General features: G+C 71.5%; 14 protein-coding genes. 13 read left to right on the forward strand and 1 reads right to left on the reverse strand.

Annotated elements, in window-relative coordinates; translation table 11 throughout:
- The first annotated feature begins 71 nt into the window (after positions 1–71).
- The 7 genes from QC282_RS27705 to QC282_RS27735 all read left to right on the forward strand — a co-directional run bounded on the left by QC282_RS27705 (position 72) and on the right by QC282_RS27735 (position 8400).
- Positions 72–1223 carry a uroporphyrinogen-III synthase gene (locus QC282_RS27705; protein WP_279552313.1) on the forward strand — a complete coding sequence of 384 codons (1152 nt, stop codon included), beginning with the start codon at positions 72–74 and terminating at the stop codon, positions 1221–1223.
- 139 nt (positions 1224–1362) lie between these two features.
- Positions 1363–1956: an ABATE domain-containing protein gene (locus QC282_RS27710; protein WP_279552314.1), complete on the forward strand. Its 594-nt coding sequence runs from the start codon at positions 1363–1365 to the stop codon at positions 1954–1956.
- Positions 1957–2132: 176 nt separating this feature from the next.
- Positions 2133–2717, forward strand: a complete 585-nt coding sequence (locus QC282_RS27715; protein WP_279552315.1) for a sigma-70 family RNA polymerase sigma factor — start codon at positions 2133–2135, stop codon at positions 2715–2717.
- Positions 2718–2755: 38 nt separating this feature from the next.
- The gene (locus QC282_RS27720) at positions 2756–3532 is read left to right on the forward strand and encodes a zf-HC2 domain-containing protein (protein ID WP_279552316.1); all 777 of its coding nucleotides are present in this window, start codon (positions 2756–2758) and stop codon (positions 3530–3532) included.
- Between the two features lie 75 nt (positions 3533–3607).
- Positions 3608–5926: a UvrD-helicase domain-containing protein gene (locus QC282_RS27725; protein WP_279552317.1), complete on the forward strand. Its 2319-nt coding sequence runs from the start codon at positions 3608–3610 to the stop codon at positions 5924–5926.
- Between the two features lie 431 nt (positions 5927–6357).
- Positions 6358–7782 carry an NAD-dependent malic enzyme gene (locus QC282_RS27730; RefSeq protein ID WP_279552318.1) on the forward strand — a complete coding sequence of 475 codons (1425 nt, stop codon included), beginning with the start codon at positions 6358–6360 and terminating at the stop codon, positions 7780–7782.
- A gap of 336 nt (positions 7783–8118) precedes the next feature.
- Positions 8119–8400 carry an HU family DNA-binding protein gene (locus tag QC282_RS27735; protein ID WP_003990598.1) on the forward strand — a complete coding sequence of 94 codons (282 nt, stop codon included), beginning with the start codon at positions 8119–8121 and terminating at the stop codon, positions 8398–8400.
- A gap of 169 nt (positions 8401–8569) precedes the next feature.
- Here QC282_RS27735 and murA read toward each other — a convergent pair whose 3' ends face one another.
- The gene (murA, locus tag QC282_RS27740; protein WP_279552319.1) at positions 8570–9910 is read right to left on the reverse strand and encodes a UDP-N-acetylglucosamine 1-carboxyvinyltransferase; all 1341 of its coding nucleotides are present in this window, start codon (positions 9908–9910) and stop codon (positions 8570–8572) included.
- A 252-nt stretch (positions 9911–10162) separates the two neighbouring features.
- Between murA and QC282_RS27745 the strand changes: the two genes are divergently transcribed.
- From QC282_RS27745 to QC282_RS27770, 6 genes are all read left to right on the forward strand, one after another.
- Positions 10163–10735: a YqgE/AlgH family protein gene (locus QC282_RS27745; protein ID WP_279552320.1), complete on the forward strand. Its 573-nt coding sequence runs from the start codon at positions 10163–10165 to the stop codon at positions 10733–10735.
- Between the two features lie 29 nt (positions 10736–10764).
- Positions 10765–11049, forward strand: coding sequence for a DUF3039 domain-containing protein (locus tag QC282_RS27750; RefSeq protein ID WP_189699146.1), 285 nt, complete (start codon positions 10765–10767; stop codon positions 11047–11049).
- 208 nt (positions 11050–11257) lie between these two features.
- Positions 11258–12556, forward strand: coding sequence for an extracellular solute-binding protein (locus QC282_RS27755; RefSeq protein ID WP_279552321.1), 1299 nt, complete (start codon positions 11258–11260; stop codon positions 12554–12556).
- 4 nt (positions 12557–12560) lie between these two features.
- A complete protein-coding gene (locus QC282_RS27760; protein WP_279552322.1) occupies positions 12561–13520 on the forward strand; it encodes a sugar ABC transporter permease in 960 nt (319 codons plus the stop codon).
- Positions 13521–13549: 29 nt separating this feature from the next.
- Positions 13550–14395, forward strand: a complete 846-nt coding sequence (locus QC282_RS27765) for a carbohydrate ABC transporter permease (RefSeq protein WP_279552323.1) — start codon at positions 13550–13552, stop codon at positions 14393–14395.
- A gap of 1 nt (position 14396) precedes the next feature.
- Positions 14397–16022: a beta-N-acetylhexosaminidase gene (locus QC282_RS27770; protein ID WP_279552324.1), complete on the forward strand. Its 1626-nt coding sequence runs from the start codon at positions 14397–14399 to the stop codon at positions 16020–16022.
- The last annotated feature ends 74 nt before the right edge of the window (positions 16023–16096 follow it).

The following is a 16096-nucleotide window of genomic DNA, read 5'->3' on the forward strand; positions in this document are numbered from 1 at the left end:
GGCTCGGTCGGCACGTGGATGTGAACGCTTTCCGGCACGTGAGAGTGAATGACCAGAGCGGGACGAGAGCCATGGACGCACGACAGCAGCAACCCGACCACGGCCCCCTGGCCGGCTTCACCGTAGGGGTGACCGCCGCCCGCCGGGCCGACGAACTGGGGGCGCTCCTCCAGCGGCGTGGTGCCGCCGTCCTGCATGCCCCCGCCCTGCGCATCGTGCAGCTCGCCGACGACAGCGAACTGCTCGCGGCGACCGAGGAGATCATCGACCGGGCGCCGGACATCGTGGTCGCGACGACCGCGATCGGCTTCCGCGGCTGGGTCGAGGCCGCCGACGGCTGGGGGCTCGGCGACGCCCTGCTGTCCCGGCTGCGCGGGGTGCGGATCCTGGCCCGCGGGCCCAAGGTCAAGGGCGCGATCCGGGCCGCCGGACTGACGGAGGAGTGGTCGCCGTCGTCCGAGTCGATGGCCGAGGTGCTGGACCGGCTCCTGGAGGAGGGCGTCGACGGCCGCCGGGTCGCCGTACAGCTCCACGGCGAGCCGCTGCCCGGGTTCGTGGAGGCGCTGCGGGTGGGCGGGGGAGAGGTCGTCGGGGTCCCGGTGTACCGGTGGATGCCGCCCGAGGACATCGGACCGGTCGACCGCCTCCTGGACGCCGCCGTCTCCCGCGGCCTCGACGCGCTCACCTTCACCAGCGCGCCCGCCGCCGCGTCGCTGCTGTCCCGCGCCGAGGAGCGCGGCCTGCTGCCCGAGCTGCTTCAGGCCCTCGGCCACGACGTCCTGCCGGCCTGCGTCGGCCCCGTGACGGCGCTGCCGTTGCAGGCCCGCGGCATCGACACGGTGCAGCCGGAACGCTTCCGGCTGGGCCCGCTCGTCCAGCTGCTCTGCCAGGAACTGCCCGCCCGGGCACGGTCGTTGCCGGTCGCCGGGCACCGGGTGGAGATCCGCGGGCACGCGGTGCTGGTCGACGGGGAGCTCAAGCCCGTGCCGCCCGCCGGGATGTCCCTGCTGCGGGCGCTGTCCCGGCGGCCCGGCTGGGTGGTGGCCCGCGCCGACCTGCTGCGCGCGCTGCCCGGCGCCGGGCGCGACGAACACGCGGTGGAGACGGCGATGGCCCGGCTGCGCACCGCCCTGGGCGCGCCGAAGCTGATCCAGACGGTCGTCAAACGCGGCTACCGCCTCGCCCTGGACCCGGCGGCGGACGCGAAGTACGCCGACGTGTGAGGGGCCGCCCCGCGCGAGGGGTTCCGGGCGCGGCAGTGGGCAGGCACTGTAGAGGGAGCGGTTTCGCTGCCCCACCTCCGTCCTCCTCCCCTCGCATCCCACGGTCCCCCGCCGGGGACCACTAGGCGGTGACAGGCGCATGGCAACGGATACGGCCACGGCCCCCCACGAGCTGCGGTTCGACGCCGGGCGGATCTGCCTGGACCTCCTCGCCACCACCCACCCCGTCGAACGGCTCGACTCCGTGGAGGTGCTGCGCGCCTGGATCATCGCCTCCGGCCTCGTCCCGCCCGGCACACCACTGGCGCACGCCGACCCGTCCTGGCCGGCGGCCTTCCGCGAACTGCGCGGCCACGTCGCCCGGTTGGTCCGCAGCAGGCTGACCCCGGGGGTGCGCCCGTACGACCTCGCCCTCGCCCGCGTCAACGACCTCGCCCGTGCCGCGCCGCCGGCCCCGTGCGCGGTGGCCGACGCGGAAGGGGCGCTGTCGCGGCGGCTGAACGGACCGCCCGCGTGCGCCGCGCTGCTCGGGGCCGTCGCCCGGGACGCCGTGGAGCTGCTCACCGACCCGGTCGCCCGCGCGGGCCTGCGCGAGTGCGCGGGCGACGACTGCCCCCTCGTCTACCTGGACACCTCCCGGGGCCGCAGGCGCCGCTGGTGCTCCAGCGAGACGTGCGGCAACCGGGAACGCGTCGCCCGCCACCGGCGCCGCGCCGCCCTAGCCCGGGCCTGAGCACGCCCGCACCTTCCCGGGCGCCGCTCCGTGCGACACACGGCGGGGGAAATGTGCCCGAATGTCCCGCTCGTCACGGTGACCGGAGAAAACCGCCGGCCCCCTTTGAACACTCCAAGCCCTCGCTGCGTACCCGTCGTTGAGCGACCGGCTGGGGGAACCCCCGGACATCGGAGGTGGGCGTGCGCAAGGATTCCGTCGTGGCCAAGGAGCGCGGAACGAGGGCCCGACATCGCCTGTCCCAGGCCTCGTCGGAGCCCGACGAGGAGCTGATGCGCGCCCTCTACCGCGAGCACGCCGGACCCTTGCTCGCCTACGTACTGCGCCTCGTCGCCGGCGACCGCCAGCGCGCCGAGGACGTCGTGCAGGAGACGCTCATCCGTGCCTGGAAGAACGCCGGTCAGCTCAACCGGGCGACCGGATCGGTACGCCCCTGGCTGGTGACGGTCGCCCGGCGCATCGTCATCGACGGCCACCGCAGCCGGCAGGCCCGGCCTCAGGAGGTCGATCCGTCGCCGCTGGAGGTCATCCCCGCGGAGGACGAGATCGACAAGGCGCTGTGGCTGATGACCCTCTCCGACGCCCTGGAAGACCTGACCCCGGCCCACCGTGAAGTGCTGGTCGAGACCTACTTCAAAGGGCGTACCGTCAATGAGGCGGCCGAGACGCTGGGCATCCCCAGCGGCACCGTCCGCTCGCGGGTGTTCTACGCCCTGCGTTCGATGAAGCTGGCCCTGGAGGAGCGGGGGGTGACGGCGTGATGAGTGCTTACGGGGGATACGAAGCGGGTGGTGCGGGTATGTCTGGGCCCATGCAGGGATCTCCGGTGCCGGACGAACACGAGACGGTCGGCGCCTACGCCCTCGGCATCCTCGACGACGCCGAAGCGACCGCCTTCGAGGCGCATCTGGCGACCTGCGAGTGGTGCGCCCAGCAGCTCGACGAACTCGCCGGGATGGAGCCGATGCTGGCCGCGCTGGCGGACCTGCCGGGGGCCGGCACACCGGCCGTCGGGGAGTCGCTGTCGGCGAAGCCGAGCCCGCGTCTGGTGGACGCGCTGGTGGACGAGGTCGCCGAGCGCCGTGCCGCCAAGCGGCGCCGCAACGTCTACCTGGTGGGCGCCGCGGCGGCGCTGATCGTCGGCGGCCCGTTCGCGGCCGTGGCGACGACCGGCGGCGACGACGGCGGCAACCGGCCGCTCCAGGCGGACGTGAGCCCGGCGAAGGCGGCGTTCGACGGCATGGGCGAGAAGATCACGGCGACCGACCCGGCCACCAAGGTCACCGCGACGGTCGCCATGGAGGAGAAGGCCTGGGGCACCCACGCCGTGCTCCGGCTGAAGAACGTGACGGGCCCGCAGAAGTGCTCCCTCATCGCCGTCGGCAAGAACGGCGAGCGCGAGACCGTCACGTCCTGGTCCGTCCCGAACTGGGGCTACGGCGTCCCGAACGCCAAGACCGACGAGGCCAGGCAGCCGCTGTACGTGCACGGCGGCGCCGCCTTCGAACCCAACGAGATCGACCACTTCGAGATCATGACCTTCGACGGCAAACGTCTCGTCGAGGTGGACGCCTGACAGTCCCGTCGCTTCCCGGCAGGGCCCTCCTTCGCGTACGGTTGACGGCTGCCCAGCACGTCAGAAGGGGGCCCGGTGGCCGCTCAGGCTCAACAGGAAACCGCGGTTCAGGCTCAGCCGGAATCCGCGGTCGACTCGGTTCGGGACCGGGAGATCGGTGTCGAACAGGAACACCTGGACCGGGTGTACCGCCGCCTGGAGGAGAAGATCCACGAGGCGGAGTTCCTCATGAACGACGCCGCCAAGCGCGGCCAGGTCGGCACGCCCGGCGCGCTCGCCGAACGGGACGCCCAGGTGTTCCGCGCGGGCGTGCACCTGAACCGCCTCAACAACGAGTTCGAGGACTTCCTCTTCGGCCGTATCGACCTGCTGCCCGGCAAGGACGGCAAGAAGGGCCCCGACGGCGCGTACACCGCCGTGGAGCCGGCCGACGGAGCCGTCCGCGCCGACAACACCGCCGACATCGCCGAGACCCTGCACATCGGCCGCATCGGCGTCCTCGACCAGGACTACTCCCCGCTGGTCATCGACTGGCGGGCGCCCGCCGCCGCACCGTTCTACCGCTCGACGCCGGTCGACCCCGGCCGGGTCGTCCGGCGCCGCGTCATCCGTTCCAAGGGCCGGCGCGTGCTCGGCGTCGAGGACGACCTGATGCGCCCCGAGCTGAAGGCGTTCCTCGACGGCCACGAGCTGCCCGTGATCGGCGACGGCGCCCTGATGGCCGCGCTCGGCCAGGCCCGCGGCCACACCATGCGGGACATCGTCGCCTCCATCCAGGCCGAGCAGGACCTGGTGATCCGCGCCCCCGCCGCCTCCGTGACGTACGTGGAGGGCGGCCCCGGCACGGGCAAGACGGCCGTGGCCCTGCACCGCGCCGCCTATCTGCTCTACCAGGACCGGCGCCGGTACGCGGGCGGCATCCTGATCGTCTCGCCGACTCCGCTGCTGGTGGCGTACACCGAGGGCGTGCTGCCCTCCCTCGGCGAGGAGGGCCAGGTCGCCATCCGCGCGATCGGCTCACTCGCCACGGACATCGCGGGCGCCGAGGCCACGGTGTACGACTCCCCGGCCGTGGCCCGCGCCAAGGGCTCGTACCGCATGCTCAAGGTGCTGCGGAAGGCGGCGCGCGGCGCCCTGGAGGCGAACGGCTCGCCGGACCGGCTGCGGGTGGTCGCCTTCGGCCGCCGGCTGGAGCTGGCGGCGGAGGAGCTGGACCGCATCCGGCACACCGCGCTCGGCGGCACCGCGCCGGTCAACCTGCTGCGCCCGCGCGCCCGCAAGCTGCTGCTGGACGCCCTGTGGGAGCGGTCCGGCGCCGGGTCCCGGCACACCGATCCGGAGCTGGCCGCCGAGTTGCGTTCCTCCTTCGACGAGGACGTCAGCTCGGAGGACGACTTCCTCGCCTTCCTCGACGCCTGGTGGCCGGAGCTGACCCCGGCGGCGGTCCTCGCGGCCATGTCGGACGAGCGGCGGCTGGGGCGCTGGTCCCGGCGCGTCCTCAACCCGGGCGAGGTCCGCAAGGTCGCCCGCTCCCTGAAGCGGGACGGCCTGTCGGTGCACGACGTGGCCCTGCTGGACGAGCTCCAGGCGATCCTCGGTGCCCCCGCCCGGCCGCGGCGCAGGCGTGAGCTGGACCCGCTGGACCAGCTCACCGGCCTGGAGGAGCTGATGCCGGTGCGCGAGGAGTCGCAGCGCGAGCGCGCCGAGCGGCTGGCCCAGGAGCGCACCGAGTACGCGCACGTGATCGTGGACGAGGCCCAGGACCTCACGCCGATGCAGTGGCGCATGGTCGGCCGCCGCGGCCGGCACGCCACGTGGACGGTCGTCGGCGACCCGGCCCAGTCGTCCTGGTCCGACCCGGAGGAGGCGGCCCAGGCCCGCGACGAGGCCCTCGGCAGCCGCCCGCGCCGCCGTTTCACCCTCACCGTGAACTACCGCAACCCCGCGGAGATCGCGGAACTCGCCGCGCGGGTGCTGGCCCTGGCCATGCCGGGCACCGAGGCGCCGACGGCCGTGCGCTCCACGGGCGTGGAGCCGCGCTTCGCGGTCGCGGCGGACTCGCTCGCGGACACCGTGCGCCAGGAGGCGGCGCGGCTGCTGGACCGGGTCGACGGCACGGTCGGCGTGGTCGTCGCCATGAACCGCCGCGAGGAGGCCGGGCGCTGGCTCGCCGGGCTCGGCGACCGCGTGGTGGCGCTCGGCAGCCTGGAGGCGAAGGGCCTGGAGTACGACGCGACGGTCGTCGTGTCCCCGGCCGAGATCGCCGACGAGTCGCCGGCCGGCCTGCGCGTGCTGTACGTCGCGCTGACCCGCGCCACCCAGCAGCTGACGGTGGTGTCGGCGGAGCGGGACGAGCCCGACGCGGACGGTGTGCCGGACCTGATGAGGGACTGACGGGGGAGCGGCGGGACCCGCTCGGGTGGCCGGGAAATGAACTCGCGGCAGGGGGAATGGCCTTACGGGATTGGTTTGTTAGCCTGGGTGTGGCACCGGCTCGATCCAAGCCCCCGGGCCCAACCTTAGTCGCTTCGAGCGACCACTTGCCGCGAGGCGAGCATGGCGGGCCGGTGTCATGAACGTGCGAGAGGCCCACGTCACTGTGACGTGGGCCTCTTTCGTTGCCCGTTCCCGTCGGCCTGTTTCCCTGCCCGATTGAATCTCGTATGGTGGAAGAAGTTTTCCGAAAAGCTCGGCCGACGCGTCCCGCCCCGCACATCGCTGTGAACAAAACAACCGCAATCCGGGGCGGCTACCACGTACTCGGTGGTAGGTGCGACGATCGGACGGCACAACTCGTGACACGGTGAAAGCAGAGGAAGTCGGCCATGGCAACGGCGCCCAGCGTCTCCTACTCGATGACGATCCGGCTGGAGGTGCCCGCGAGCGGAACGGCCGTCTCGCAGCTCACCACCGCCGTGGAGTCCTCCGGAGGCTCGGTGACCGGCCTCGACGTCACCGCGTCCGGCCACGAGAAGCTCCGCATCGACGTCACGATCGCGGCCAGCTCGACCGCGCACGCCGACGAGATCGTCGAGCAGCTGCGCGGCATCGAGGGCGTCACGCTGGGCAAGGTCTCGGACCGTACGTTCCTCATGCACCTCGGCGGCAAGATCGAGATGGCGTCGAAGCACCCCATCCGCAACCGTGACGACCTGTCCATGGTCTACACGCCGGGCGTGGCCCGCGTCTGCATGGCCATCGCCGAGAACCCCGAGGACGCCCGCCGCCTCACCATCAAGCGCAACTCCGTCGCGGTCGTGACGGACGGCTCCGCCGTGCTGGGCCTGGGCAACATCGGCCCGAAGGCCGCGCTGCCCGTCATGGAGGGCAAGGCCGCCCTGTTCAAGCGGTTCGCCGGCATCGACGCCTGGCCGATCTGCCTCGACACGCAGGACACGGACGCCATCGTCGAGATCGTCAAGGCCATCGCCCCGGGCTTCGCCGGCATCAACCTGGAGGACATCTCCGCGCCGCGCTGCTTCGAGATCGAGGCCCGGCTGCGCGAGGCCCTCGACATCCCCGTCTTCCACGACGACCAGCACGGCACCGCGATCGTCGTCCTCGCCGCCCTCACCAACGCGCTGCGCGTCGTCGGCAAGGGCATCGAGAACGTCCGCGTCGTGATGTCCGGCGCCGGCGCGGCCGGCACGGCCATCCTCAAGCTGCTGATCGCCGCGGGTCTGAAGAACGCCGTGGTCGCCGACATCCACGGCGTCGTGCACTCCGGCCGCCAGGACCTGGTCGCCGCCGCCGCGGACTCGCCGCTGCGCTGGATCGCCGACAACACCAACCCCGAGGGCCTCACCGGCACCCTGAAGGAGGCGGTGCGCGGCGCCGACGTCTTCATCGGCGTCTCCGCCCCGAACGTCCTCGACGGCGACGACGTGGCCGCGATGGCCGACGACGCGATCGTGTTCGCGCTCGCGAACCCCGACCCCGAGGTCGACCCGGCGATCGCCCGTCAGACCGCGGCGGTCGTGGCCACCGGCCGCTCGGACTTCCCGAACCAGATCAACAACGTACTGGTGTTCCCGGGTGTGTTCCGCGGTTTGCTCGATGCGCAGTCGCGTACCGTCAACACGGACATGATGCTGGCTGCCGCCAAGGCCCTCGCCGACGTGGTGACCGAGGACGAGCTGAACCCGAACTACATCGTGCCGAGCGTCTTCAACGACAAGGTCGCGGGCGCGGTCGCCGGCGCGGTGCGGGACGCCGCGAAGGCGGTCGGAGCGACGGCGTCGGGGTCGTAGGGACCCGTCGGCACGGCTGTGAGGATGGCCACGGCTGTGTTTCGTACCGGCGCGTCGTGGAACGCGGAGGCACTGGCCGCCCTCTAGGGTGGCGGCCATGCTCGCGGCCTCCACCCCGTTCGCGACTCCCAAGGGTGTTCTCACGACTCCCGCGGGTGCCGGATTGGCTTTCCCCCTGTTGGTGGAGGCAGGATGCGTCTCTGGGCGCGAGGGTCTGACGACGGACCCGGGTCCGGGGACTCACCGAGGACCCTGGCAGCATCGGCTTCGCTGGCCCAACATGCGGCTGAGCCGCGTGGCACGCCGCAACGGCAAGAAGAACACGGGAGTAACAACATGAACCGCAGTGAGCTGGTGGCCGCGCTGGCCGACCGCGCCGAGGTGACCCGCAAGGACGCCGACGCCGTGCTGGCCGCGTTCGCCGACGTCGTCGGCGACATCGTCTCCAAGGGCGACGAGAAGGTCACCATCCCCGGCTTCCTGACCTTCGAGCGCACCCACCGTGCCGCTCGCACCGCGCGCAACCCGCAGACCGGTGAGCCGATCCAGATCCCGGCCGGCTACAGCGTGAAGGTCTCCGCGGGCTCCAAGCTCAAGGAAGCCGCCAAGGGCAAGTAAGCGCTCCGCTTCGAGCGCCGGGTGACCGCGGGCCGCCTCACGGCCTGTGGGCCGCCTGTGGCTGGTCGCGCAGTTCCCCGCGCCCCTCGCAGGGGCGCCCATCACACGCCGATGGGGCGGCCACCCGAGTCCGGGTGGCCGCCCCATCCGCGTGTCGGGGCCGGGCCGGTCAGCCGAGCGCCTTGCCCGGCAGCTCGACCTTCGCGCCGAGCTGCACGAGCTTCTCCATGAAGTTCTCGTAGCCGCGGTTGATCAGGTCGATGCCGTGCACGCGGGACGTGCCCTGGGCCGCGAGAGCGGCGATCAGGTACGAGAAGCCGCCGCGCAGGTCGGGGATGACCAGGTCGGAGCCCTGGAGGCGGGTCGGGCCCGACACCACGGCCGAGTGCAGGAAGTTCCGCTGCCCGAAGCGGCAGTGCGAGCCGCCCAGGCACTCGCGGTAGAGCTGGATGTGGGCGCCCATCTGGTTCAGCGCCGAGGTGAAGCCCAGCCGGGACTCGTACACCGTCTCGTGGATGATCGACAGGCCCGTGGCCTGGGTGAGCGCCACGACGAGCGGCTGCTGCCAGTCGGTCTGGAAGCCCGGGTGGACGTCCGTCTCCAGCGCGATCGACTTCAGCTGGCCGCCCGGGTGCCAGAAGCGGATGCCCTCGTCGTCGATCTCGAAGGCGCCGCCCACCTTCCGGTAGGTGTTCAGGAACGTCATCATCGAGCGCTGCTGGGCGCCGTGGACGTAGATGTTGCCCTCGGTGGCGAGCGCGGCGGACGCCCAGGAGGCGGCCTCCAGGCGGTCCGGGAGGGCGCGGTGGGCGTAGCCGCCGAGCTTGTCCACACCGGTGATGCGGATGGTGCGGTCGGTGTCCATCGCGATGATGGCGCCCATCTTCTGCAGGACGCAGATGAGGTCCTCGATCTCCGGCTCGACGGCCGCGTTCGAGAGCTCGGTGACGCCTTCGGCGAGGACGGCCGTCAGCAGGACCTGCTCGGTCGCGCCGACGGACGGGTAGGGCAGCTTGATCTTCGTGCCGCGCAGCCGCTGCGGGGCCTCCAGGTACTGGCCGTCGGCGCGCTTCTCGATCGTCGCGCCGAACTGCCGCAGCACGTCGAAGTGGAAGTCGATGGGCCGGCCGCCGATGTCGCAGCCGCCGAGGCCCGGGATGAAGGCGTGGCCGAGACGGTGCAGCAGGGGGCCGCAGAAGAGGATCGGGATGCGGCTGGAACCGGCGTGGGCATCGATGTCAGCGACGTTCGCGCTCTCGACGTGCGTCGGGTCGAGCACCAGCTCGCCGGGCTCGTCACCCGGGCGGACGGACACGCCGTGCAGTTGCAGCAGACCGCGTACGACGCGCACGTCACGGATGTCCGGAACATTGCGCAGCCGGCTCGGAGCACTGCCGAGCAGGGCGGCCACCATGGCCTTCGGTACGAGGTTCTTCGCACCGCGGACCCGGATCTCGCCCTCCAGCGGGGTTCCGCCGTGGACAAGGAGGACATCGTCGTTGACGGTCATGAATCTCGCGTTCCGTGGAGTCGGGCAGGGGCCGAAGAGACAGACTAATGGCCGCGCACCCCCCTGCCGTAAGCCCGCGGACGGCCCCGTCGCGTATCGGCCGCGCCCCGACACGAAACGTTTCCGTACGGGCACGGGCGGTCACCGCGGCGGGTGCGCGCGCGGGATGCTTCCGGGCGCCCTGAGCTGCGTTCACTCCGGTACCCCGCATTGCCTCCCCACGGGGCGGGAAGATGCGGGATCATGGCTGGCATGACCGAGGTGTCCTCGCTCACAGGGCGGTTGCTCGTGGCAACGCCCGCCCTGGCGGACCCGAACTTCGACCGCGCGGTGGTGCTCCTCCTCGACCACGACGAGGAGGGCTCGCTCGGCGTGGTCCTCAACCGCCCGACCCCGGTCGGTGTGGGCGACATCCTGGAGGGCTGGGCCGGCCTCACCGGCGAGCCCGGCGTCGTCTTCCAGGGCGGCCCGGTGTCGCTGGACTCGGCCCTGGGGGTCGCCGTCGTGCCCGGCGGGTCGGAGGGGGAGGGCGCCCCGCTGGGCTGGCGCCGGGTGCACGGCGCGATCGGTCTGGTCGACCTGGAGGCCCCGCCGGAGCTGCTGGCCTCCGCCCTCGGTTCGCTGCGGATCTTCGCCGGCTACGCCGGCTGGGGCCCGGGCCAGCTGGAGGACGAGCTGGTGGACGGCGCCTGGTACGTCGTCGAGTCCGAGCCCGGCGACGTCTCCTCGCCCGCCCCGGAGCGGCTCTGGCGCGAGGTGCTGCGCCGCCAGCGCAACGAGCTCGCGATGGTGGCGACGTATCCGGACGACCCTTCGCTCAACTGATGCGTGTGAGCTTCAGTACCCTTGCTTGCATGAGCACTCTTGAGCCCGAGCGCGGGACTGGTACGGGGACCCTCGTCGAGCCGACGCCGCAGACCTCGCACGGTGACGGTGACCACGAGCGCTTCGCCCACTACGTCCAGAAGGACAAGATCATGGCGAGCGCCCTCGACGGCACCCCCGTCGTGGCGCTGTGCGGCAAGGTCTGGGTGCCGGGCCGTGACCCGAAGAAGTACCCCGTGTGCCCCATGTGCAAGGAGATCTACGAGTCCATGGGCGCCGGCGGCGACGACAAGGGCAAGGGCGGCGACAAGTAACCGACGTCCGGCCGGCTGGGCCCCCGGGTGCGTTTTGCGCGCCCTGGGGGCCTTTGTGCTGTCCGGGCGTTGCACGGGGTGCGTCTGCCGGTCACAGAGTGGTTGAGACCTCTTGTGGGTGTGTTCACGCAGTACCTAGCCTCCGACGTGTTGTGCACAGCGAAACCTGCATTGCGCATGTTGCAACGCCGTATCGGAGGAACATCGCATGAAGCTGTCCGTCCGTTTCGCCGGGGCCGCCGTCGTCGCGGCCCTGCTGGCCACCGCCTGCGCCCCGGGCACCTCCGGCACCTCCTCCTCCGGCAAGGACGAGAAGACCGGCACCCTGCGCGTCTGGCTCTTCCAGGAGGTCAACAACAAGCCGAAGGAAGAGGTCGTCGACCGGGTCCTCGCCGACTTCGAGAAGGCGCACGAGGGCACCGACGTCAGCGTCGAGTACATCCCCGTCGAGACCCGCGCCCAGCGCATCAAGGCCGCCTTCAACGACCCCGGGAGCGCGCCCGACGTCATCGAGTACGGCAACACCGACACCGCCGGCTACGTGAAGGACGGCGGACTCGCCGACATCAGCGCCGACTTCACCGCCTGGGACGAGGCCGAGGACACCGACCCGACCGCCCGCCAGTCGGTCACCGTCGACGGAAAGGTCTACGGCGTCCCGTACTTCGTCGGCGTGCGCGCCCTCTACTACCGCACCGACCTCTTCGAGGAACTCGGCCTCGACGTCCCCACGACGCAGGACGAGCTGATCTCCACCGCCAGGAAGATCCGCGCCGCCAGGCCCGGCCTGTACGGCCTCGCGGTCGGCGGCGCCTACACCTACGGCGCGATGCCCTTCGTGTGGGCCCACGGCGGTGAACTCGCCACCGGCAAGGGCGGTTCGTACGCCGCCACCATCGACCGGCCCGCCGCCCGCGAGGGCATCGAGGCGTACACGTCCCTGTTCGGCGACGACAACTGCCCCGCCGCCAAGTGCGCGGGCATGGGCGGCAACGACACCGTCACCGCGTTCGCCTCCGGCAAGGCGGGCATGGCGATCGGCGGCGACTTCAGCCACCAGGCCGTGGAGGCCGGCAAGGTGAAGGGCAAGTACGCGGTCGTGCCGCTGCCCGGCGTGCGGCGGGGCGAGATCGCCCCGGCGTTCGCGGGCGGCAACAACCTCGGCGTCCTCAGGAGCACCTCGCACCGCACCCTCGCCGTCGACCTGATGAAGCGGCTCGCCGCCAAGAAGACGCAGGGCGAACTCTTCGACGCGATGGGCTTCCTGCCGACCTTCACCGACGTACGCCAGGACGTGGCGAAGAGGGAGCCGTTCGTGAAGCCGTTCGTCGAGACGCTCGCCGCCGGCACCAAGTTCGTGCCCGCGTCGCCCGCCTGGGCGCAGATCGACTCCTCGCTGGTGCTGCCGACCATGTTCCAGGAGATCGTCAGCGGCAAGAAGGACGTCGCGGCGGCCTCCGGGGACGCCGCCAAGAAGATGAACGACGCGTTCGCGTCCGCGGGCTGAACCGGTGGTCGCGCACGACACGGCGGTCGTGGAGAAGCGCCCCGCGCCCTCCACGGCCCCCGCGCCCCGCAGGCCCCGCGCCTCCCGCAACGCCGCGGGCAGGACACCCTGGCTCTATCTCGCCCCCGCCCTCGTCGTCCTCGCCGGCCTGCTCGTCTACCCCGTCTACCAACTCGGCCTGATCTCCTTCCTGGAGTACACCCAGGCCCAGGTCAGCGGCGGCGAGCCGACCTCCTTCAAGGGCTTCGGCAACTACGCCGAGCTGTTCCGCGACCGCCAGTTCTGGCAGGTCCTGCTGTCGACCGTGCTGTTCGCCGCCGCGTGCGTCGCCGCCACGCTCGCCGTGGGCTGCACCCTCGCCGTGCTCCTCACGCGCGTGCGTGCCCTGCCGCGGCTCGCGCTGATGATGGCGGCGCTCGGCGCCTGGGCCACCCCGGCGGTCACCGGGTCCACGGTCTGGCTGTTCCTCTTCGACCCCGACTTCGGCCCCGTCAACCGGGTCCTCGGCCTCGGCGACCACTCCTGGACGTACGGCCGGTTCAGCGCCTTCGCCCTCGTGCTGCTCGAAGTGGTCTGGTGCTCCTTCCCGTTCGTCATGGTCACCGTGTACGCCGGCATCCGCGCCGTACCGGACGAGGTGCTGGAGGCCGCCGCGCTGGACGGCGCCTCGCAGTGGCGCATCTGGCGCTCGGTGCTCGCTCCGATGCTCCGGCCGATCCTGACGATCGTCACCATCCAGTCGGTCATCTGGGACTTCAAGGTCTTCACGCAGATCTACGTCATGACGGGCGGCGGCGGCATCGCCGGCCAGAACCTCGTCCTCAACGTGTACGCCTACCAGAAGGCGTTCGCGTCCTCGCAGTACAGCCTCGGCTCCGCGATCGGCGTCGTGATGCTGCTGATCCTGCTCGCCGTGACGCTCGGGTACCTGCGGCTGCTGCGCCGCCAGGGGGAGGAGCTGTGAGCCTCGTGAAACACACCTCCGGGAAAGCTGTGAATCTTGTGCGCGGATTGGTCCGCAGACCGGGCCGGCTCGCGGCCGAGGCGACGGCGCTGCTGGTCGCGGCGGCGGTCGCCTTCCCCCTCTACTGGATGGTGCTCGGCGCCTTCAAACCGGCCGGCGAGATCGAGTCGTCCGAGCCCCGGCCGTGGACCCTGGCGCCCTCGCTGGACTCCTTCCGACGGGTCTTCGGGCAGCAGGAATTCGGCCGTTACTTCCTCAACAGCCTGCTCGTCGCGGGCACCGTGGTGATCGCCTCGGCGCTCATCGCGTTTCTCGCGGCGACCGCCGTCACACGATTCCGGTTCCGCTTCCGGACCACCCTGCTGATCATGTTTCTGGTGGCGCAGATGGTGCCCGTGGAGGCGCTCACGATCCCGTTGTTCTTCCTCATGCGGGACTTCGGCCAGTTGAACACGCTGGGCGCGCTGATCCTGCCGCACATCGCGTTCTCGCTGCCGTTCGCGATCTGGATGCTGCGGGGCTTTGTGAAAGCCGTCCCCGAGGCCCTGGAAGAAGCCGCGTACATCGACGGCGCGAGCCGGGCGAGATTCCTCTGGCAGATCCTTTTCCCGCTGGTCTTCCCGGGGCTGGTGGCCACCAGTGTGTTCTCGTTCATCTCCACGTGGAACGACTTCCTGTTCGCCAAGTCGTTCATCATCAGCGACACGTCCCAGTCGACGCTTCCGATGGCGCTGCTGGTGTTCTACAAACCGGACGAGCCCGACTGGGGAGGGGTGATGGCGGCATCCACGGTGATGACGATTCCGGTACTGGTGTTCTTCGTTCTCGTCCAGCGCCGGCTGGTGTCGGGACTCGGCGGAGCGGTGAAGGACTGACATGACCGAGGTGATTCCGGCGCCGCGGCGCCTGCGGTGGAACGAAGCCGGTCACGAGAGCCTGGACGCGCAGACGCGCCTGATCGCCGGGCCCGGCACGGAGGGCGTGGCGCGCTGGATGCGGGCGGCCCTCGGCGCGGCGACCGGCCTGCCGTTTCCCGAGAGCCCGACGGGCGGCGGCCCCGCCAACAGCATCGTGCTCGGCATCGACGCGGGGCTGCCTCCCGAGGGCTACCGCGTCGTCGTGGACGGGTCCGCGCGCCGTATCGAGGGCGGCGGCGCGGCCGGCGTCTTCTGGGGCGCCCAGACCTTCCGCCAGCTGCTCGGCCCCGACGCGTTCCGCCGGGCCCCGCTGCGGCCGGACCGGGACTGGGACCTGCCGAGGGTCACCGTCGAGGACAGTCCCCGCTTCGGCTGGCGCGGCCTGATGCTCGACGTGGCCCGGCACTTCATGCCCAAGGACGGCGTCCTGCGCTACCTCGATCTCATGGCCGCGCACAAACTCAACGTGCTCCACTTCCACCTGACGGACGACCAGGGCTGGCGCATCGAGATCGAGCGGTACCCGAAGCTGACCGAGACCGGTTCCTGGCGGGCCCGCACGAAATTCGGCCACCGCGCCTCACCGTTGTGGGAGGACAAACCGCACGGCGGTTACTACACCCGGGACGACATCCGCGAGATCGTCGCGTACGCGGCCGAACGGCACATCACCGTCGTCCCCGAAATCGACGTACCCGGGCACTCGCAGGCCGCCATCGCCGCGTATCCGGAACTCGGCAACACCGACGTCGTCGACACCACCGCCCTCACCGTCTGGGACACGTGGGGCATCTGCCCGAACGTGCTCGCGCCCACCGACCACACCCTGCGGTTCTACGAAGGGGTCTTCGAGGAAGTCCTGGAACTGTTCCCGTCGCGGTTCATTCACGTCGGCGGCGACGAATGCCCCAAGGACCAGTGGCGCCGCTCGGCCGTCGCGCAGGCCCGTATCCGGGAACTCTCCCTCCCCGACGAGAACGCCCTCCAGGCGTGGTTCATCGGCCACTTCGACAACTGGCTCACCGAGCGCGGCCGCAGGCTCATCGGCTGGGACGAGATCCTGGAGGGCGGACTCGCGCCCGGCGCGGCGGTCTCGTCGTGGCGCGGCTACCGGGGCGGCATCGAGGCGGCACGGGCCGGGCACGACGTGGTGATGTGTCCGGAACAGCAGGTGTACCTGGACCACCGGCAGGACGCGGGCGCGGACGAGCCGGTCCCCATCGGCTACGTCCGCAGCCTGGCGGACGTGTACCGCTTCGAACCGGTTCCGCCGCAGCTCGGCGCGGACGAGGCACGTCATGTGCTGGGCACCCAGGCCAATGTGTGGACCGAGGTGATGGAGGACCAGGGGCGCGTCGACTACCAGGTGTTCCCCCGGCTCGCCGCCTTCGCCGAGGTCGCCTGGAGCGCCCTGCCCGCCCCCGCGGAACGGGACTTCGCCGACTTCGAACGCCGAATGGCCGCCCACTACCGGCGACTTGACGCCCTCGGGGTCGCATACCGGCCACCCACCGGGCCCCGTCCGTGGCAGCGCAGGCCCGGCGTGCTCGGCCGCCCGATCGAGGGACCGCCTCCGGACAAGTGACGGCCCCGCCCGGACCGCGAGTGGCCGGTCCTGACCGAACAAGCGGCGAAAAGTCCCGAACACACGAGGGAGAA

The sequence above is a fragment of the Streptomyces sp. DH24 genome (assembly GCF_029813775.1).
Lineage (GTDB): Bacteria > Actinomycetota > Actinomycetes > Streptomycetales > Streptomycetaceae > Streptomyces.